This window comes from Streptomyces sp. NPDC028308 (assembly GCF_055565855.1).
Genome location: NZ_JBVHTO010000008.1, coordinates 37,913 through 57,852 on the forward strand (window position 1 = coordinate 37,913; position 19,940 = coordinate 57,852).

The window sequence follows — 19,940 nt, forward strand, 5'->3', positions numbered from 1 at the left end:
CCGCCGATCTCGTGCCGGCTCCAGGAGGCAAGGGGCCGTCGACGGCGTCATCCAAGGGAAACGATCAACTAGCGAGGTGCCGTGCCACTGGTAGGTGCCCGATCTCCCGGGTCGGCTGCGAGACCTGGGGACGCTCACCTCTTGGTCTCGTACCTCGTCAGCAAGACGCCGTCGGGAAACGTCCGGGTCTCCACGAGAGTCAGATTCACCCGGTTGTCCAGGGCTGTGAAGAACGGCGTGCCGCCTCCCACAAGGACAGGCGCGGTGGCCAGCACGTACTCGTCGATCAGCCCGGCCCGCATGGCCGCACCGGCGAGCGTCGCACCGCCGATGTCCATCGGGCCACCGTCCTCGGCCTTGAGGCGGGCGATTTCGGCGACCGCGTCGCCGGTGACCAGACGAGTCTTCCAGTCGGCCGTGCTTGCCGCCGAGGAGGAGAACACCACCTTCGGCATGACCCGCCAGCGGTGGGCGTTTTCGATCGCCGTCGGTGTGGCATCCGGTTGCTTGTCGGCGGTGGGCCAGTGGGAGCTCATCGTCTCCCACAGCCTGCGCCCGTACAGCGCCAGGCCCGTCGCGTCCACCCGGTCGGACCACCACTGGAACAGCTCGTCGCTCGGCACGCTCCAGCCGAGGTCGTCGCCAGGTCCGGCGATGTAGCCGTCCAGGCTCATGTTCATGGCGAAGGTCAGTTTCCGTATGGCGTCAGCCTCCCGTGAGTCGGTATTCGGCGTGGACCCGCACGGCGCGTAAAACTCATCGGTCAGGCCACGCCGGCCGACCCCGCCTTGTCGAGGTCGGCTGTCTCACCCGGAGTCGGCGGCCATTTCTGCCTCGAGCCGGTGGAACGGTTCGTTCTCGTCGTCGGGGTGCTTCACTGAATGTCCAGGGGAGGAGAGGCGGGGTCCGGCCGTCGCTGCAGGAGGTGGGCGGACGGGACCCCGTACGGCAGTTGCTATTGGGGGCGGCATGGGGAAGTCCGAGGTCAAGACGCGGCAGTGCGGGTGGTGCGGCAAGCCGGTGCAGCAACCAGAGCACCGCTGGCGAAGGCGGCGCTTCTGCAGCAAGGAACACCGCCGCAGGAACCGCATCATGGAAGCCGTCTGGGAGTTCTTGGACATCTGGTAGGTCACGCAGCGCGCTGCTTCTCGGGACAGGCGCAGGCCCTGCATACCTCGTGCCGCGAACTGCCCGCGCCACTTGCGTACCGTGCTCTCGCGTACGTTCACCCCCCCTCGCTGGCCCCCGTTGGCGAGCCGGTCTGCAGCCACCAGCACGATTTCGACCCCCAGCACCGCTCGTACCCCGGCCTTCGCCGAGGCCACGGAGCGCAACAACCGGTCGCGGACTTCCCCCTCCACTACCACCGCAACCGCCGTCCCCGGCCGCTGTCCACGCTTCACATCAAACGATCATGGCGGACCGGTCCAGCGCCCGGCACCATGGGACCCGTGCCGAAGAACCGCCCGGAATCGATGCAGCACCATCTACGCCGGCACCTGAACCGTCATGCCCGCACGTGATGGCCACACGTGGAGGCCATCACGGTCCGCTTCCACGCCGGATTCGCCTACGTGGCAGCCCAACTGCCCAGCGGGGACAGCGCGCCGCTGTGCCGCTTGCGTTTCACCGGTGTGCTGCACACCTGGGGCTTCGCCCTCTACGAGGACTACCGGGACAGCCTCCTGCCCAGCGGCCTGCCGGCTCGGCGGAAGAGGCCCTGGACTGCGCGGGCGACATCTGCCTCACGCCTCATGCACCATGCGGCTGCAGAACGACAAGAGCGCCGAGGGGCCTCGTGGTCCTGGTCGGCCCGCCGGCTTCGGGCAAGACCAGCTTCGTGCAGGCCCTGCTCGCACGCCGGCAAATCGACAAGGATGCCGTGGTTCCAGCGACGAGATCCGCGCGGAGTTCTTCGGCGCTTCACCTGCAGAAGGGGACTGTGACGCGGCAGACGCCCGGATCTTCGAGGAACGCGACCACAGGATCATCGCCCGGCTCGCCGCCGGACAGACAGCAGTCGCCGAGTCCACCAACGTCACCCCGCCGGCACGTGCCCGCCTCATCGCCCTCGCCAGACGTTTCAACGCCCCGGTCACCATGCTGCGTTTCACCCCGGACCTCCACGCCCTCCACCGGCAGCACGTCGGACGAAACCGTACTGACATCACCGCCGAAGACATCCGCGCCTATGAAGCAGCCATGGCCCGCCACGCAGGGGCGGACCAACTGCGCGCCGAGGGAGCACACGCCGTCCACGACGTCCCCGGAAGCGGTCACGGCACCACGCCCGCCGACGCCGCAGCGCACTTCTCGTTCATGTGACTTCCCGAGGCATCCAGACTCACCCCGGCAGCCACCACGGACTTCGGCGGAGCAGCAGCACTACGCACGTTCGGCGGCGGCAGGGCCGGGCGTGGATTCCGCTCGCCGCAACTCCTGGTAGCGCAGCCACAGTTCGGGCCGGGTGTCATCCATGTACCAGCTGCGCAGGAAGACTTCCAGGAAGGCGCTCTCCGTCTCCCCGCTGCGGCGGCGGTAGCGCTCCGGGTCCGCTTCAACCTGCGCGGCCACCGGCCGCCACCGGCCGGCCGGCCCCTCGGCCACGGTCAGCCGGTAGATCCCGCGTCCGGTCCAGCTGCGGTGCAGGACCAGCTGGTCGCCCTCCAGGTACGCGTTCCACTTCTCGTCCATGCTGTGCGCCCGGATGCCGTGCCGGACCCTCTGCCACTGCCCGGGGCTGAACTCCAGGTCAGGTACCGGAATATGTTCGGGGCGGTGCAGCGGTGTCATCTCGCGGCGGAGCATGGCGCGGCCGAGGTCCTCGCCGAGGACGTCTTCCCTTACCCAGTCGGGCAGTGCTTCGCATGCGGCCGCCAGGTGGCGGGGATACCCGCCGTGCCGACCCGCGAGGCGACGATGCCGCCGACGATCGCGCAGGTGGTGTCCACGTCCCCACCAGCCGATGCGCACGCCCACTGCGCCTCCTCGAAGTCCTCGAGGTGCCGGGCCGCACACCACAGGGCGAACGGCACGGTGTCCACGGCGCTCACCTGGCGCCCGTTGCCCAACCGGTGCGCCGCGTATGCGGCGTGCGGCTGGTCCAGCAGCCGGCGTGCTTCGGCCACGCCCGAGCGAACCTGCCCGGGCGGGGTCAGTTCCTCCACCGCGGCGAGCAACTGGGCTCCGGTCAGCGGCTGTACGCGTCCGCGTGCGGCGCAGGCGGTGGCCACCGCGACCGCAACCGCCCCGGCCACCGCCTCCGGATGGGTGTGTGTCACCCGCGCCGACCGCCCAGCCTGCGCAGCCGCTTCACCGAGGTCCACGGCGAACCAGGCACCCAGGGGTGCGACGCGCATCGCGGCCCCGTTGCCCCACGACCCCTGGCCGTCGAACAGCCCCCCGGCCAGCTCCGCCCACCGCCCGCCCTCACGGACAAGGCGCAGCAGCCTGTTCATCGCCGGACCGTAGCCCCGGTCGAAGTCGTGCCTGCGGGCGAAGCCGTGCGCCAGGTCGTACTGGTCGACGGCTCCGCGGCTGCGCAGGACGTCGAAGACCGAACAGGCCATCTCCGTGTCGTCCGTCCACGGCCATTCGGCCGGCGGCAATCGCCTCTCCCGCAGATACACGAGATTGTCGGGTACGAAGAACTGGGCACCGAAGGCGTCGCCCACCGCCAGCCCGTGCAGAGCGTCACGAGCGACCGAACGGTGATCGAGGGAAAGGAAGTCGGCGTGGAAGGAGCGCAAGACGGACGGGTTGAAGGAGGTGGGTTCACTGGTCATCGCCGCCATCCTGCCAATTCCGGCGCCGTGGCGGTACAGGCTTTGCACGGCCGAGCCGAGCGCCGCCCGAGGTCCCAGGCACGCGCTTCCTCACGAACACCGGCCGTGGGCCCCTCAACCAGCGTACCGAGTACCTGGCAGGCCAAGATCCTTGGTGCGTCGGGGCAACTGCCTGGTATGGGGCCAGGTTCAGGGCTATCGCTCAAGAGCGTCTGAATGCGGGTGCGGCTAGAACCCGAGCGGCACCCCCGTGAGATCATCCAGTAGCGTCGCGGGCAGCAGCCCGCGTGGTGGCCCAGGATCCAATGGCCTACGACACCATGCTCGACTCGGCGCCGTTCTGGGGCGACAAGCCCTACTACGAGTGGGACACCGCGGATGTTTGTCGTAGGGAGCGTCGGAAAGGAACTGGCTGGTGGGTGAGTGGTACGTGGCGTGCCTGGCGCGCTACCTCCCGGTCCTCGGTGCCGGATACGTCATCGCCTGTGCCGTGGCCCCGGCCTCCGGTCTGCCCTTCGAGCAGGGTTTTGGCACACAACTCAGCGACCTCTCCGGACTGCTGCTGTTGCAGGGCGCGATCGCGCTGTTCCTGCTCCTGCTCCTGGGGCTGTGCAAACGGCACGGGAACACGGGCGCGTTCCGGGCGTGGGCCTGTGTACTGACCATGGCGCCGCTGGTGCCTGTGTGGCTGGGCGGTGCCGGAGGATTCGTGGGGATCATGATGCTGACGCATCTGCTCTTCGCTCTTTGGGTCATGCCGAGCCCGAAGCTGCTGGACTGCTGATCGCGAACTTCTCATCCCGTCCGCCGAATCGCCCTGACCAACGCCCGTGCGCGGGGTGCCCAGCGCGGGCCCTGTCCGCGGGCCTGATCATCAAGCTGTGCCGAGAACCTCGTGCCCCAGGCCGGCCGTCCACGCGAACGTTGCGATGAGCAGCACGCCGTGCCCGAGCCGGAACTCGCCCCAGGTGCACCTATTGGAATTCGGTGTGCGTCACCAGCACCCCCGCACGGCGCCTGCCGGTCCGGCAGGCGGTGAAGGTCAGGCAGGGCTGAGTGGGTGGGGTGCCGTGGCGGAGCGTGGGGGCCATGCCTGGGGGGCGAGGATGCCCAGGACGTAGGCGCGGGCTACGAGGGCGGGGCGGGTGCCGGCACCCAGGAGTTGCCGCAGGCGGCTGAGGTGGTAGTCGAGCGTCTGCCGGGACAGTCGCAGCGAAGTGGCGATGTCGCTGTTGCTGCTGCCCTGGGCCAGGAGGGACAGGATGCGGATCTGCGCGGCGGTGAGCGGGGGGTGAGCCTCGTGGGCGAGGCTCTGGCGGGTGACCACAGCCCAGACGTGGCGGGCCCGGCCGGCGGAATGGCCGATTGTCGTCAGGTGGACCTCCGCACGGCATTGCAGTCCTCGGGAGTCGATAAGCAGGGTGGTTGTCTCCACGCGCCGGGTACGACGGGCTATCAGGCTGTTCCACCGGCGGTGCAGTAGGTCCAAATCGGAGGCGGGCTCCGGGGCGAGCAGGGTCTGGGCGCGGCGGCCGAGCAGGTCGGGCAGGCCGATTTGCAGGAGTTCCGCGGCTGCCGCGCTTGCCTCGATCACGCGTCCGTTTGCCGACAGCAGGGCGCAGGGCAGTCCGCTGTGGTCGCGCAGGGCGCTGAGGCTCTCCTCGGCCTCCTGGCGCTGGGCGGTGGCGCGCAGGTGGTCGGTGATGTCCACGTAGATCCCTGCGATGCAGGTGCGGGCGTACTCCCGTACGGGGAAGCGGTGGCCGAACGCCCGGCCCGTGCTGCCGTCCGGGCGCCGGTAGCGCAGGGTGTGGCGCACCGGCATGCCCCGGGCGAGGATCTGCTGGTCGAGGGCGCGAAAGCGGTCGGCCTCGGCAGGAGTGTCGAAGTCTTCGATGTATTTGCCGACCAGTTGCCGGGGGACGGTGCCATAGAGGTGCGCGTAGGCGTGATTGGCCCACAGGTAGCGTCCGTGGCGGTCCCTGATGAAGGCGGCGGCCGGGGCGAGGTCCACGAGGTCCGCGAAGGCTGCGTAGCCGCGGGACACCGCGGCGGGGGTGCCGGGTTCTGCCGCGTGAGTGCGGGCGCGGTGCTCGGCATGGTGCTGGATGACGTCGGGAGTACGGCTGTCCACCTGAGTCTGTTGTCGGCCGCCGTCGGGCTGGTGCCTGGGAGTTGGGGGTTCTGTGCGCGTCCGGGTCGGAGGGCGCTGTGCGGTGTCCGGGCCGGTGAAGGCGTCGTATCTCCGTTCCCGTGACTGTTGCGGCTCTTCGGCTTCCCTCCGGACCACGGAGAGGTGCGCGAGCAGTGTCCTGGGGCTGGGATCGTCCACAGCGGTCTCCGTCCGTATACGACTGGCTGACGCGCAGTCACCTGACGTTGGATATCCCGCCCCGCCCGGCACAACCTCGGTTCCCGGCCGAAGTGCCGAAAGTGGACGGTGGGCCGAGGGGCTGTGCCACGGGTGGGTGCGAGGGCGGTTCGCGGCAGGGTGCGGAGGCCGGGGGCGGCTTCGCATGACTCGCACGTACGCGCAGATCGTGCGGGTGGCCCGGCACGGTGTGCGACTCAGGCATTTGCCTGAACCGCGGGAGCCCTGTGCGCGGTTGGAGGCGGGTGCCGCCTGGTCCCCTTGAGTGTGCGGGTGGAAACACGCTTCCGGCGGTCACCGCACGCGATGTCCCTCCGGGCCCGTCACCGCAGTTGCGGTGCCGGCAAGGGTCCGTACCGAGTGAGTGAATGGAGACGGTTTCTGTGAGCACGGTGCTGTTGGTGCATGCCAAGGGCGGTCCGCCGCTCGGTCATGTCCTGTCGCGGACGGCTGCGAAGGCGGACGTGCACCTGCTGGCGCTCAGCGCTCTTCCGCCTGCCGTGGCGGGTGCCGCCGCCGGACTGTGCGCCTCGGTGGTGACGCCCGGCGACACGGAGTGCTCCGACCTGGTGTCCTTGATCGTCGCGCGGGCCGGGGAGGTGGGCGCGGACGCGGTGCTCACGTTCTCCGAGTATGCGGTCGTCGCCGTCGCCGCGGCCTGCGAGGAACTCGGACTGGCGGGGGCGGGCCGTGCCGCCGAACTCGCGCGCGACAAGCGGCTGATGCGCAGCACCTGGGAGCAGTACGGCCTGCCGCAGCCCGCGTTCCGCGCGGTCGCCACGGAGGCGGACCTGAAGGCGGCGGTGGACTCCCTGTCCTGCCCGCTGCTGCTCAAGGCGGCTTGGAGCGCGGGGTCCACCGCGTGCCAGATCATTCGCTCCCCCGGTGAGGCGTCCGCCGCCTGGGCCCGCTCTCGTGAAGTCATGGCGGAGTCGGCCCGGCTGGGATACGCGGAGCTTCATGTCGCCGAAGCCAATGCCGACTTCGTGGTGGAGGAAATCGTCAGCGGTACGGCCTTGGACTGGTTCGAGGAGCCCGGCTGGGGCGACTACCTCAGTGTCGAGGGTGTCGTGGCGGGCGGAGTCTTCCACCCCGTCTGCCTCAGTGGCCGGATGCCCACCGTAGAGCCGTTCACCGAGCGCGCCGGCATCACCCCCTCCCTGCTCTCCGCCGACGCTCAGGACCGGGTCGTGGCCCTGGCCCGTCGCGCCGTCGACGCGCTGGGCCTGCGCGACTGCGGGACACACACCGAGATCAAGCTCGGCCCGGACGGCAGCATGTGGCTGATCGAGACGGCCGCCCGGTTCGGAGGTGCGATGACGGTGCCGCAGATCGAGGAGGTCTTCGGACTGGACCTGGTCGGCATGCTCGTCGATCAGCTCCTGGGGCGGCCGGTCGTGTGGCCCGAGCAGGCTCTGACGCCCGCGCAGGCGCGCGGTGCGGCGGGTTCCCTGGTCGTCCTCGCGGTCGACGAGCGGGGCGAGGCCTGGCAGGACCGCCGGGTGTGGGACTTTCCCGTGGTCGCCTCGAAGGTGCCGCTGAGTCCAGGAAGCGAACTGTCGGTGGTGGCGGAGAGTTCACTGGCCGACGGCAGCGTCGTACCGGTCTACGACCCGGCCGCGGGCGCCAACACCATGGCCGCCCTGTGTCTGTTGTTCGCCGCCGACCCGCGGACGGTGCTCCGGGACTTCGAGACCCTGGTGAGCGCCTTGCCCCGGGTGCTGCCCGCCGCGTGGCGCGAGGAGGTCCAGGCATGAGCGCCCCGCTGGTCACCGGTGCCGCCGAGCCGGCCACGGACCGCACGGTCGTCGGCGAAAACCTCTCCCTGCCGCTCTTCCGGACACTGTCGGGGGTTCTGGCCGGTCATCCTTATCTCAAGGTCGTCGTCGACCGCGAGGAGGACACCTGGCACGTGCTCGACACCGGCGCGCACCCCTTCCACGTCAACTACGTCGCCACCCGGGTGCTGGGGATGGACCTCGCCGCGCTGGACGAGGATCTGGACGCGTTCAACGCCTCCGTCTACACCGACCCCGGGCGGCGTTTCCTGCTCGGCGTGCTGTCCCTGCACAGTGAGCAGGACCCGGAGGGCCGCGAACGGCTGTTCCTCGTCCTGGAGACGACCGAGGCCGACACCATGCACGGCGAACTGCTCACATTCTTCTATGAGTTCGTCCGTGCGCGGGTCGACAGCAGGCTGCCTCTGCTGCTCAAGCCCGCCAACCACGGGCAGGAAGAGGAGCTGTCGGCGATCAGCGAACAGCGTGTGCCGCGCATCCTGAGTCATGAGCTGTTCGGGTCCCGGGAGCGGACGCCGCTGAACCCGGGCGAGGCCACTGGGCGACTGCGGTTCTTCCGAACGCACCAGGAGTACGCGGCGGCGGAGGCGGGGCTGGGCTGGTCGGACATCGTGGCAATGCCGTGCCTGCCCGACGACGTGCCGCGGGTCGCCGGTTTCGTCAACACCGCGCCGATCACGCCGCTTTCGCACACCAACGTCCTTGCCTCCGGCTGGGGCATCCCCAATGCGATCGTGCGCGACCTGGAACAGCTCGTCGAGAAGGGCGGCCTTGACGGCGCGTGGGTGCGCTACCGGGTCGGCGAGGACGTGATATCCCTGCAGCCACTGGATCACGAACCCGACCTGCGGGCCCCGGCCTGGCACCAGCAGCGCATCCGCCTCGAACCGCCGTTGCTCGAGGACGCCCCTGTGCTGTCCCTGCACCGGCTGCGTAGCGCCGACCGCGACCGCTACGGCACCAAGGCGGCCAACCTCGGCGAGCTGCACCATGTGCTCGACAGCCGTACGGCGGACCTGACGTCCTTCTACGGACGCCCCCGGCCGCCGCGCGAGGACCTCTACGGGCACCTCGCGGCCCGTCTCGGGGTGAGTAGGCCCTCGGCCGAACAACTACGCGCCAGGGCAGCCGACTTCGTGGCCGGCGCGGTCAGCGCCCCGGAGGGGGTCGCCGTTCCCTTCGCGCTCCAGCAGCGTTTCCTCGCCTCCTCTCCCGTCCTCCAGCAGGCCATCGGCAAACTCAAGCTGGCGCTCGAGCTCGACGCCACCGACGTCCTGGACTCGCTCTGCCTGCACCTGCAGCACCTGATCCGGCACACGCCTGTTCCCGAGGCGGTCACCCGGCAGATCGACCATGCCTTCCCCGCCACGGCGGTCTCGCGCGGACGCCTGGTGGTGCGCTCCTCCTCCAACGCCGAGGACCTTCCGGGATTCTCCGCAGCGGGTGTCTACGATTCCGTCACCACCGTCCAAGGCACCGGCCAACTCCTCGACGCCCTACGCCAGGTGTGGGCCTCCCTGGTCTCGCCGCGCAGCGTGCGGCTGCGCCACCAGGTCGGCATCTCCCTTGACGACACCTACATGGGCGTGATCATCCAGGAGTACGCGCCGGCCGTCCTGGGGGGTGTCCTGGTGACCTGCAATCCGACCCGCCGCGAGGACTTCCGCAACGTCTACCTCAACTGCTCCCCCGGCTCCCCCGAGCAGGTGGTCGAAGGCTCGGTCCTGCCCCAGCAGTACCTGTACAACACGGTGGAGGGCGGCGGCCGTACCGTCGCCCTGGGCTCTTGGGGCGAGCCGCTGTCCGCAGCCACCCGCGCCCGGCTCGCCGACCTGTCCCTGACCGGACGGCTCCTGCAGTCCCACTTCAGCGGCGCAGACGTGGACAAGCCGCTCGACATCGAGTGGCTGATGACCGAGCAGGGCAACTTCCGGCTGGTCCAGATCCGCCCCTACGCGCTGTGAGGACGCGTCCTGGCCGGCCGCACTTCGGCACGGGGGCGGACGCGGGCCCGACGGACACCGCCCGCCGGATCATCCGGCTCAACTACGGCTTCCAGCTGCTGTTCAACCTGCTGTGGTGGATGCCGGTGTTCTACGCCTACCAGAAGGCGGCCGGCCTCTCGGACGGTCAGATCTTCGGCATCCAGAGCATCTACTACGTGGCGTTCTGCCTGCTCGAGATCCCGACCGGGCTGATCGCCGACCGGATCGGCACACGCAACTGCCTGCGGGCCGGAGCGGTGGTCATGACGGCGGCGAACCTGATTCCGGTCGTCAGCGCCTCCTACACCGGCTTCCTCCTGCACTTCCTGGCCATCGCCGCCGGCCGGTCGCTGACATCGGGGGCGGCGAGCGCCTATCTGTACGACGGGCTGCGTGCGGAGAAGTGCGACGAGCATTATCTGCGGGCGGAGGGCACCGCGCGGGCCCTGGGGCTGGCGGCGAAAGTCGTGGCTTGGCCGCTCGTCGGGCCGCTGATGGCCCTCGCCCACCCGGCGCCGTACGTGCTCAGCGCGGCGAGCGCGGCGGGCTCCCTTGTCTGCGCCGTGCTGTTGCCCCGGCTCGCGAAGGGGGGCGGCCGTGTCGACGGGGGACGGCGGGCCGGGGCCTTCCTGCGGGACGCCGGTACCGCGCTGCGCTGTGTCGCCTCCTCGCGGTGGCTGGCCCTGGTGATGGTGCAGGGCGTGGCGGTGTTCACGCTGTCCCGGATCTGCCAGGTCAACCTCTTCCAGCCGATCCTGCTGGACCACGGCATCGCCGAGTCCTCGCACGGTGGGGTGCTGGCCGCGATGACGGTGGCGGAAGCGGTGGCCTCGGCCCGTCCCCAGTGGTTGAGTCGCCGGTTGCCGCCGGTCGCCTGGGTGTCCGTCCTCAGTCTCGCGCTCGCGGGAACCCTGGCGGCGATGACGCTGGGCGGGCCGTGGGCTGTGGTCGGGCTGCTCTGCCTGTTCGCCGCCGCTACCGGTTTCGCGTTCCCCGTCCAGCGCAAACTGGTCAACGACGCGGTGCCCGCGCACGCCCCGCGGGCCACGCTGCTGTCGGTGGAGAGCATCGTGGACCGCGCGGTGTGCGCACTGGCCGCGATCGCCGCGGGCGCGTACCTGTCGGCCGGACGCCTGGACGCCCTGTTGTGGCACAGCGCGCTCGCGACGGCCGCGCTGCTCGGCGTCTTCCAACTGCTCCTGCACAGCGGGGTGATCGCGCGGGACCGGCGCGGGGAGCAGACGGTGGCCGACGGCACCGGGGCCGGGCGTACCGATGTCGCGGACACGGAGGACGGCGGCGACACAGGTGCCGTCGGCCGGCTTCGCGGCTGAACCGGACGGGCATCGTGGGTCACGGCCTGAGCGCTGGCCCCGGCGCCGGGGCCAGCCCGACGCCGTACGCACCGCGGGCGGAAGAGAGCCGTAGGACGCAGGTCACGCGCGGGCTGCGCTCAGCGTCACCGTCGGCCGAGGAGTTCGACCAGGCCGGCCGGCAGGAACGCGGGCCGGTGGGGGCGGCCGACCTGGTACGCGACGAAGCCCAGCGAGGCGGCGACGGTGAGCTCCTGGTCCGTCTCGGCCTGGTAGACGACCCGGCACTGACCCGAGTCGGCCTTCGCGCGCTGCCACAGGACCGGAGAGGGCTTGCGTTCGGCCTCGGTGCGCGGCGTGCGGATCCGGTCGCCGAAATCCTCCCAGGCGAACGGCACCGGGCCCCGCCACGCCGCGTCGACCTCCACCTTCAGCCGGGCGGCACGCTCGGCGTCGGTCGTACCCCAGGAGGGCGGCACGTTGGTGATCAGGCCGACTCTGATGCGGTGTTCCCGCAGTGTCCGCAGATACGAGGCGGCACCGCTCAGGTAGGTGGTGCCGCCGTCGTCGGCGGTGTGCACCAGGGTCTCCCCCAGATCGAAGTACACGACAGGGCAACTGCGTTCGCCGGAGGGTGCACTGGGAGCTGTGCCCGTGTCCGCGCTCACGGCCCCGGGGGCGGCCACAGCCGGCGGGGCGCCGAGCAGCGTCGACACCAGGACTGCACCCAGCGCAAGGCGCGTACGGACCGAACTGTTCAAGGCCATATCACCGTCACCCTTCAATTGCTGCGGACATGACAGGTTATCCGGCCGATTCTGGACGAGTGCAACCTTCACGGCGGTCTCCTCTGCCCGCACGCATGAAGAAAAGCGCCGGCGGGCCGGCCCGGAGCGACGGAGAGCGCCCGCTGCCCCAGAGAACGTCAGAGGCCGGGCCCTTCCACGCCCGCGGCGGTCGGCACCGCGTGCAGCGCTCCGTGCGAGGCGGCGGCGTAGACGGTACGGCTCCCGGGTGCGTACGTCACCGCGAGGATCTGACCGCCGAGGTCGAAGCTCTGCAGGGACGCACCGTCCGTACCGTCGATCAGCTGGAGGCGCCCGTTCCACCCGCCGGCGTAGATGACCGACCCGTCGGTGCACAGCGCGAACAACTCCTCCCCCTCGGCGTGCTCGATGCGCCAGAGGACCTCACCGGTGCGTGCGGCGACGCAGTGGACCATGCCCGCGGTGTCGCCGACGACCACCCTGTCGCCGAGGCGGACGGGCGGGGTCACGACCGGGGCACCGAGGTCCGTCTCCCACCGCGTGGAGCCGTCGCCGGCGGCCAGGCGGCGCAGACCGCCGACCGCGTCGGCGACGACCAGTGCGTCGTTCAGCGCGAGCGGCGCGGCCAACAGGGCGGCCGGCAGTCGTACGGGCCGCTTCCATCGGATGCCGCCGTCCTCGTCGTCGACGGCGAGGAGCTCACGGCCCCCCGCGGCTGAGAGATACACCTGCCGGCCGTCGGCGGCCACCGGCTCGACAGGGCCTTCCTCCGCGCCGGTGAGCGGACCGGTGCGCCACCAGACGCGCCGGGTGACCGCGTCGAAATGGTGCAGGCAGCCGTTCGCGTCGCCGAGGAACACACTCTGCCCCCGCAGCAGCACCTTGATGCCGGAGAGACCGCCGGCGGGAACGGACCACCACGGGGCGCGGTTCCGGGTGTCCCACGACTCCAGGCGGCCCCCCGCGTCGCAGACGAGCAGCAAGGACCCCTCGGCGTGCAGGTCCACGGGGGCGGTGAACTCCCCCAGCAGGTCGTCCTGTTCGCCGGTCGCCGCGTCCAGCCAGCGCACGCCGTCGCCGTCCGCCACCACCACGTGTCCGTGCTCGGTGGCCGCCGCCCGGTGCGGCCACTCCCCCACGTCCACGCGCCAGCTCCTGCGGCCCGGCCGGAACGGGACCGTGAGGTCCGCCGCGTTGCCCGCCTCGCCGAGGAACCGGCTGAGTTCGGAGCGGTGGTCCGCGAGGGTGCGGTTCACCCCCTCCGGGAGCCGCAGCGTGCCCGGCTCCCCGAAGCAGTCCGCCACCTCGTCGAGGGTCGGGCGGTCCGCCGGGTCCTCTGCGAGGCAGGCCCGGACGATCCGGCCTGTGGGGTCGTCGGGCAGCCGGGACAGGTCGGGCGCGGCCCCGGAGACCCGTCGCATCAGCATCGCCCGGGCGTCGCTCTCCCCTGTGTAGGGCGGATGCCCGGTGAGTGCGTGCAGGACGATCCCGCCAATGCCGAAGACGTCGGTCGCGGCGGTCGTCCGCGACAGGCCGAGGACCTGCTCGGGTGCGCAGAAGTGGGGATGTCCGATCACCGTGTCCAGGGAGACCGTCACCCGCTGGCCGCGGATGCGAGTCAGCCCGAAGTCGATGATCCAGGGCCCGTCGGGGGTGAGCAGGACGTTGCCGGGATGCAGGTCACGGTGCAACAGGCCCTTGCCGTGCGCCGTGTTGAGGATGGCGATCAGTTCGGCCGCGACCGCGTGGGCGGTGTCGCGGGGCAGGGCGCCGCCGTGCGAGGCGATGATCTGGTACAGCGACAGACCGGGGATGAAGCGGGTGGCGAGGGTGGGCCGGCGTCCGCTGCCGAAGTCGAAGACGAGCAGTTCGGGAATGCGGGCACCACGGCACCGGTCGAGGGCCTTGCTCTCCTGATGGAAGCGCTGGAGGTGCTGGGTGTCCTCCGCGAACTCCGGTTTGAGGAGTTTGACGGCACCGAGGGTTTCGAGACCGCGACCCTCCCCGACCGGGCGGCCTAGGTAGACCGTGCCGAACCCGCCCGTCCCCAGCTTGCCCAGCAGGCGGAACCCTGCGGCCTCCGGAGGATCGACGGCCGGGTCCAACGGCTTCACCATGACGGTTCCTCTCCCGGGGGGGGGCGGCACTTGCGGGCGGCGACGGGTGGCACGGAGCGGGGGCACAGGGGGTCACTGCAGGACGACCGACGCCTGGTCCTCCGTTTCGTGGGAGAAGCCGATCCCGCACAGCACGGTCGACTTGCCGAGCTCGCAGGTACCGTCGTCGCGCAGCCGCTCGTCACCCGGTCGCGGCGCCTCGCGGACGCAGTGCAGCGCGAGCACGAGCCGTCCCCCTTCGTGGCGGCCGCGCACGGAGATCCGCGCCCGGACGTTTCCAGCGTCGGTGTCCTGGCTGACCTCCCGGCCGCGCAGCACGACGGTCTGCCGTTCACCCGACCTCAGGTCCGTCACCACGAGTACGCCGGACAGCCCCGGGTTGCGCCGCTTGTACGTCCGCCAGGCTGCCGCCGATCCCAGCAGGGCGACGAGCAGCACCAGCGGGTACAGCCACCCGGGGGTGCGGCCCGGGACCGTGCCCACCACGTCGACGTCGGTGACTGTGGGTCGGCCGGTGGAGAACTTGGCGTACCCCACCGAGCCGCGTACGGTCCGCGTCCACGGCGAGGAGACCTCGGCCCGGATCCGCACCCCGGCTCGGAAGTCGCGGGTACCCGGCAGCACGCTGAATTCGGGCTCTTGGGCCCAGGTGAGCCGCAGGTCGACAGTCCTGCTGCGCCCGGGTGCGAGCGTCACCGGGTCTGCGGGGCCGTCGGCGTGCACCGCCGCGTCGCCGGGAGCGGCCTCCGTGCGGAGCGCCACCCGCAACGGGACGTGGCGCGCGTGCGAGGTGAGGGTGACCCGCACCGTCCGGGAGCGCGGGCCCGTGCGATCACCGGCGGACAGCACCGCGGCGCCCGCGCCCCCCATGTCGACCCCTTGGCCCTTCACGGAGACGGTGACCCGCTCGCCCTGGTCGGCACGGAGCAGGCTCTGCGCCTTCTCCGCGCGTACCCGCTCCTTGGCGTCGTTGAGCTGGGAGCCTAGCGCCGCGGGGTCGACGGGCAGGATGCGCGGCGCGCCAAAGGCACTGCCGAGGACTTCGGACACCTGGGTGCCCTCGGCGAGCGGCAGGCCGTAGCCGACCACGTCGTGGGTGCTGCTCAGCGCGGTGTAGCGCTGTCTGAGCTGCTTCCAGGCTGGTGCGCCGAGCCGGGCGTACGGGCTGCCGGGCGCGTTGACCGCACCGTCGGTGAGCATCAGCACCGCGCCCACTGGCGCCGCGCTGCGGTCGAGCTGGTCGGCCGCGACGTCCAAGGCAGCCCCGTGGTCGCTGGCCAGTTCCTTGGCCTCGCGCGGGAGTTTCTTGCCGACGATGTCGTCCGTCCGGTCGGCCGGGGACATGGGGTGAACGACGCTGGTGGCGCGCCCGAAGGTGACGACCGCCACCTCGTCTGCCGGGGTGAGGGTCTTGAGGAACGCTGCAAGGCGCTTCTTCACGGTCCCGTAGAGCGGCTTCCCGTCCGGTCCCTCGTCCTGCATGGAGCTGGAGGTGTCGACGAGGACGACGTACGCCGCGGGCACGTCGTCGACCTTGAGCGCGCGGTAGATGCCGTCGCGGGGCAACGGCTTGCCGTCGGCCGCGGCGGGTGCCGCGCCGGAGACGGCCAGGGCGCCGGCCGCGGCGAGCAGCAGGACGTGGCGCGCTGTCTCCCTGATGGTGTGCATGAGGAGTCCCCCCTGGGACGTGCGTACGGATGGGAGGTCCCGGCGGAGGCCGGGACCTGGTGGCGGTGCCTACGGACGGGAGTGGGAGAGGCCGGCGTCGAGTCTTCGCAGCCTCCCGATCTCGTCCTCGTTGCGCCTCTGCTTGCCGATGAGCTCCTGCATCTGTCGGGCGTACGTGGCGCTGCGCCGTTTCAGGAAGCCGATCGCGTACAGCAGGTAGGCGTCCCAGAGCTCGGTGTCCGGTCCCCGCCTCAGGGCGCGTTCGAGCAGGCTGTGCTCGTCGTCGGCGCGGGAACGGCCGCCGTAGGACTCCCACACGTCGCGGTAGGCGAGGAGGACGTCCAGGACCCGTTCACCGGTCAGCCCCCGCCGCGCCCAGAAGCACAGCGGCACGTAGAGCTGGTCGTGGCCCGCGCCCTCGCGGCGGGCCGTGTAGAGCTGCGCGGCGAGCGCCTTGCAGTCCTCAGGTGTGTCCCCGGCCTGCCGGGCGGCGCGGTGCAGGGTGCGTAGGCTGAGGGCCGCCGCCAGCTCCGGCCGGCGCTCGGCGATCCGTGCGAGCCAGTGCGCGTCCTGCTCGGTCTCGTCCCAGTGCGGCTGCTGCGTCAGCCGTTCGACGGCCTCGATGACGGCCGGGACGTGCGGACCGGGCCGCTCCAACAGGCGGACGGTGAGATCGCGTCCGGTGTCCGCGGGGCCTTTGCCGGTGTCCTCGTCGACCGCCAGGACCTCCTTCAGCAGTCCGTCCACGATCGTGTGCACGTGCGCCCGCAGGGCGGGTGCTTCGAGCTCCGCGTGCAGGGTGGAGGCGTAACCGGTGAGCCGGGTGCTGATGCCCGCGGAGCCCGGCAGTTCGGGTGCGCGGGCGAGTGCGACGAAGGCGGCGGGCAACCTGCCGGTGAGTGCGCACAGCACGTCCCAGCGAGCCGCGGTCTCGGCCCGTGCGCCGTACGGCGGCCGCTCCAGTGCGCGTTGCAGCAGCGTCCGGGCGCAGTCCCCGGACGGGCTGGCCGGACTGTTCCGCAGCGCGCAGGAGACGAGGCCGTGGAAATAGCCGTTGCCGAGGACATCGTCGGCGTGCCCGCACGCCCCCGCGGCCGCCAGCAGGCGGGCGGCGGATTGGGGATGGGCCTCGGTCCACTTCTTCGAGAGCTCGGACCTCGTGCTCCCGGACTCCAACAGATGGTAGAGCAGCGCGAGTTCCGGGTTGCCGACCAGCTCGGGGGCCGAGTCGTCGCCGAGCCAGCGCAGCCAGGCGAGGACGCGTGGCGCGGGGTCGGGTTCCGCGCACACGGCATCGACGAGTCGCGCTGCCAGCCCCGGCAGGGTGCGGAGCTGGGACTGGGTGAACTCCATCGTGCCCGGGGTGAACGGGTCGATGGTGGGCAGGAGTTGGTCGACCACCGGGTCCTGGGAGCCCGTCGCCGCATGTCGCCGCACCTCGTCGACGACCGAGGCCAGAGCCCGGTCCAGCGGGCGCCGGCCCTCCCGGGTGTCGGGGGTCTCCTGGCGAACGGACTCGAACCTGCTGCGCGCGCTGTCGACACTTCCCGCGAGGAGGTCGTCGACGATCTGGTTCCAGAACGCCTCGGAGACCTCGGGTTGCGGGAGGTGGCGGGCCATGCTGCCGAGATCGGTGGAGAGTCCGGCCAGTTTCGCCTGGGAGAGCACGGCGACCGAGGCGGGGTCGAACACGTCGTGGCGCAGAGCCTCGTCGATACGTTCGTTGTCCACCGCCCGGCCCTGGCGCACCTCCTGTGCCAGGGCCAGCCCGGGGTTGAGGCGGGACAGGATGTGCAGGGCGTCCGCGTGCACGTGTGCCGAGTCGATGTCGAGGAGCCCGCGGGAGCCGGCGAGGTGCGCGACGACGCGCTCACCGCCGTGCACTTGCCAGGCTCGGACCAGCAGGTCGAAGTAGGAGCGGGCTGCGGGTGACAGACCGTCCAGGTCGGGCAGTCCGCCGCCCCAGGCGAGGCACCTGACTCCCGGGCTCCCATCGTCGGCACCCCAGTACAGGCGCATCGGCACCTGCGATCCGGAGGAGCTGCCCGTGGCGGCGGACAGGGATCGCCGTACGCCGGCGGGCAGCATCGCGACGACACAGTCCAGGACGTGCAGCAGTTCGAGCGGTTTGTAATTGCGGTCCCCCGTCACCACCACCGTGCCGTCGAGCAGGTACGCCGCAGCCGCGGCGAGCCAGTCGCTGCCCGTGGTGATCCGGTCCGTGAAGACGCTGCGCGCACGCTCCAGGAACCGGCTGTTGTCCTCGACGAAGAGCTGCGCCGGTTCGCCGTGGGGCGTCGGCAGACTCGGCGCGGTCTCGAGTGCGGCTTCGGCCAACGCGTGCCAGCTCAGGCCGAGTTCACCGACGGTGGCCGCGTCCACGGCGAAATGGACGATTCGGTAGATGGGCCGGTTCGTCCGGTCCACGGTGCCGGTGCCGTCCAGGAGGAAGACGCCCACCGTGTCGGTCCCGTCCGGTGCCCTGCCCGGTCCGATGGTGATCCACGGGAGTTGGTCGCCGCGTGCGGGGGTGCCCGGTGACCAGTGGTGGACGGACGTGTTGAATTCGGCGCTGCGCTCGCGCGGACAGGCCGCGAGCACCTGGTAACCGCTGTTGGTCCCGGGCTCCTTGCCCCACAGTGCCCAGTCAGCCGTCAGTCCCGGTGGCATGGTGTGGTCTCCTCTCGTGCGGTCGTACGGTGCCGGGGTCAGGTCTGCCGGGGGCCGAGGCCCCGCAGGAACAGGAAGGGTTCGAGGATGTTCACGGGACGGGGCGGCGCGACGAGACGTACGGCGTCCTCCACGGGATTGACCAGCGAGGGGTTCTCGAAGTCGAAGCCACGCTCCGGGTCGATCCAGAAGCCGACGGCGGAGCACACGAAGTAGCCGACGCGCTCGGGGGCGAAGAACAACTCGATCTGCTGCTGGATCTCCCGCAGGCTGCCCTGGGGGAACGCCTGGCACAGCCCGTCGAACAGGCGCTTGGCGTCCATCACTTCGGGCTGGCCCGTGCGCGGATTGAGGCGGACGTTGCCCTGTTCGCAGGCGAAACGGAAGACCCGGTCGTCGTCGAACTTGGCGAGGCAGACGGCGATGCTGTGCGGCAGCTGGTTGCCGTGCCGTTCGCCGCGCATGTTTACCTCGGTGGCCACGCCGCCGAGGACGTCGGTGAAGAAGTCGGCGTTCTGGCGGGCGTCGTCGCCGAGCGGCCCGTCGTCGCCGTTGACCTGCCACTCACGTACGGGGTCCACGACGTACACCATGGCGCGGGCGGCACCCAGGTCCTTGATGAGCTTGCCGCCCAGCGCCGCCCCGGTCTGGGACCGCAGGTCGAAGGCCTCGCCCGGCAGGTCGCGGAGTGTCACCTTGAACTCCGTGGTCTCGCTCCGCTCGCCGCCGCGCCGCCACCGCCTGCGCCCACCGCGCGAGAACCGGGTCCCGGTGAGGTCGCCGGCCAACGTGAAGCGGACAGGGCGCTGCTCGGTAAGGGTGGCGTTCGGGAAGGTCCGCTCGCGGTACAGGATGTGCGCCAGGTCGCTGAGGAACTTCTGCGAAGCGTGGTCCTCGGGCCACATGCTCCATTTGCCGTACATGGGGTCCTGGACGGCGCGGGAGAGGGCTGCCAAGAGGGTCGACTTGCCGCTGCCCATGCCACCCCAGAGGGTGATCGTCGATTCCGGCGCGGACACCGGGTTCTCAGCGCCGGGCTGACCGGTCTCGTGGCGGACGGGCTGGTCCGCGAGCGCTCTCGTCTCGGCCTTGGCCCGCTTATCGCCGCGCGAGGGCTTGTCGAGCGCCTCCACGAAGACCGCGGGTGTGGCCTCCCTCCTGGGCCCCGTGTCCGCGGGCGGCGCGCCCGGTGCCCGCGCCTTGTCGTCCTGCGGGGTGGCAGGGGCCGGGACGGCCGGTGCGGCGGGCGCCCCGTTCGCCGTGATGGGAGGGGCGCCGGCGGCCGGTGGCAGCGCCGCCCGGCCACCGACCAGCGTCGACGGGTCCCAGACGGCGAACGGCCCCTCGTCCGCACTGTCGTGCTTCTTCCGCTGCGGCTTGTCGTCGCCGGTGCGCTCGGCTCGTTCGCCGTCCATGACCATGGTGGGCTCCCCCGGTGCGGGCGGCGGAACGGGATCCCGCCGCA

Annotated in this window: 14 protein-coding genes; 5 read left to right on the forward strand and 9 right to left on the reverse strand. The window is 71.2% G+C overall.

What is annotated here, in order from left to right; translation table 11 throughout:
* Positions 1 to 134 precede the first annotated feature (134 nt).
* Positions 135 to 701, reverse strand: a complete 567-nt coding sequence (locus tag ACZ4VA_RS19130; RefSeq protein ID WP_468082348.1) for a dihydrofolate reductase family protein — start codon at positions 699 to 701, stop codon at positions 135 to 137.
* 1,060 nt (positions 702 to 1,761) lie between these two features.
* Between ACZ4VA_RS19130 and ACZ4VA_RS19135 the strand changes: the two genes are divergently transcribed.
* Positions 1,762 to 2,325, forward strand: a complete 564-nt coding sequence (locus ACZ4VA_RS19135) for an AAA family ATPase (RefSeq protein ID WP_468082149.1) — start codon at positions 1,762 to 1,764, stop codon at positions 2,323 to 2,325.
* Between the two features lie 60 nt (positions 2,326 to 2,385).
* Here the strand turns inward: ACZ4VA_RS19135 and ACZ4VA_RS19140 are convergent, their stop codons facing one another.
* Both ACZ4VA_RS19140 and ACZ4VA_RS19145 read right to left on the reverse strand, forming a co-directional pair.
* Positions 2,386 to 2,808, reverse strand: coding sequence for a hypothetical protein (locus ACZ4VA_RS19140; RefSeq protein ID WP_468082151.1), 423 nt, complete (start codon positions 2,806 to 2,808; stop codon positions 2,386 to 2,388).
* A 35-nt stretch (positions 2,809 to 2,843) separates the two neighbouring features.
* Positions 2,844 to 3,785, reverse strand: coding sequence for an ADP-ribosylglycohydrolase family protein (locus ACZ4VA_RS19145; RefSeq protein ID WP_468082153.1), 942 nt, complete (start codon positions 3,783 to 3,785; stop codon positions 2,844 to 2,846).
* A gap of 415 nt (positions 3,786 to 4,200) precedes the next feature.
* Between ACZ4VA_RS19145 and ACZ4VA_RS19150 the strand changes: the two genes are divergently transcribed.
* The gene (locus ACZ4VA_RS19150; protein ID WP_356174871.1) at positions 4,201 to 4,569 is read left to right on the forward strand and encodes a hypothetical protein; all 369 of its coding nucleotides are present in this window, start codon (positions 4,201 to 4,203) and stop codon (positions 4,567 to 4,569) included.
* 258 nt (positions 4,570 to 4,827) lie between these two features.
* On the opposite strand, the gene ACZ4VA_RS19155 is transcribed toward ACZ4VA_RS19150, so the two are convergent.
* Positions 4,828 to 5,919, reverse strand: a complete 1,092-nt coding sequence (locus ACZ4VA_RS19155; protein WP_468082155.1) for a PAS domain-containing protein — start codon at positions 5,917 to 5,919, stop codon at positions 4,828 to 4,830.
* Between the two features lie 620 nt (positions 5,920 to 6,539).
* Here ACZ4VA_RS19155 and ACZ4VA_RS19160 point away from each other — a divergent pair.
* From ACZ4VA_RS19160 to ACZ4VA_RS19170, 3 genes are read left to right on the forward strand one after another with little or no spacing between them, the layout of a single operon-like run.
* Positions 6,540 to 7,913, forward strand: coding sequence for an ATP-grasp domain-containing protein (locus ACZ4VA_RS19160; RefSeq protein ID WP_468082157.1), 1,374 nt, complete (start codon positions 6,540 to 6,542; stop codon positions 7,911 to 7,913).
* Entirely contained in the window at positions 7,910 to 9,919 is a 2,010-nt protein-coding gene (locus ACZ4VA_RS19165) for a PEP/pyruvate-binding domain-containing protein (protein WP_468082159.1), read from the forward strand. The genes ACZ4VA_RS19160 and ACZ4VA_RS19165 overlap by 4 nt, the downstream gene beginning before the upstream one ends.
* Entirely contained in the window at positions 9,916 to 11,274 is a 1,359-nt protein-coding gene (locus ACZ4VA_RS19170) for an MFS transporter (protein WP_468082161.1), read from the forward strand. Before ACZ4VA_RS19165 ends, ACZ4VA_RS19170 begins: the two co-directional genes overlap by 4 nt.
* A gap of 125 nt (positions 11,275 to 11,399) precedes the next feature.
* Here the strand turns inward: ACZ4VA_RS19170 and ACZ4VA_RS19175 are convergent, their stop codons facing one another.
* The 5 genes from ACZ4VA_RS19175 to ACZ4VA_RS19195 form a co-directional block, all read right to left on the reverse strand.
* The gene (locus ACZ4VA_RS19175) at positions 11,400 to 11,861 is read right to left on the reverse strand and encodes a hypothetical protein (protein ID WP_356174883.1); all 462 of its coding nucleotides are present in this window, start codon (positions 11,859 to 11,861) and stop codon (positions 11,400 to 11,402) included.
* Between the two features lie 317 nt (positions 11,862 to 12,178).
* Complete coding sequence (locus tag ACZ4VA_RS19180; RefSeq protein WP_468082164.1) at positions 12,179 to 14,137, reverse strand: protein kinase domain-containing protein; 1,959 nt, start codon at positions 14,135 to 14,137, stop codon at positions 12,179 to 12,181.
* 72 nt (positions 14,138 to 14,209) lie between these two features.
* Positions 14,210 to 15,805 (reverse strand): VWA domain-containing protein, encoded by a 1,596-nt coding sequence (locus ACZ4VA_RS19185; protein WP_468082166.1) that lies wholly within the window; start codon positions 15,803 to 15,805, stop codon positions 14,210 to 14,212.
* Positions 15,806 to 15,874: 69 nt separating this feature from the next.
* Positions 15,875 to 18,475 carry a hypothetical protein gene (locus ACZ4VA_RS19190; RefSeq protein ID WP_468082168.1) on the reverse strand — a complete coding sequence of 867 codons (2,601 nt, stop codon included), beginning with the start codon at positions 18,473 to 18,475 and terminating at the stop codon, positions 15,875 to 15,877.
* A gap of 38 nt (positions 18,476 to 18,513) precedes the next feature.
* A complete protein-coding gene (locus ACZ4VA_RS19195; RefSeq protein WP_468082170.1) occupies positions 18,514 to 19,890 on the reverse strand; it encodes a hypothetical protein in 1,377 nt (458 codons plus the stop codon).
* Positions 19,891 to 19,940 lie beyond the last annotated feature (50 nt).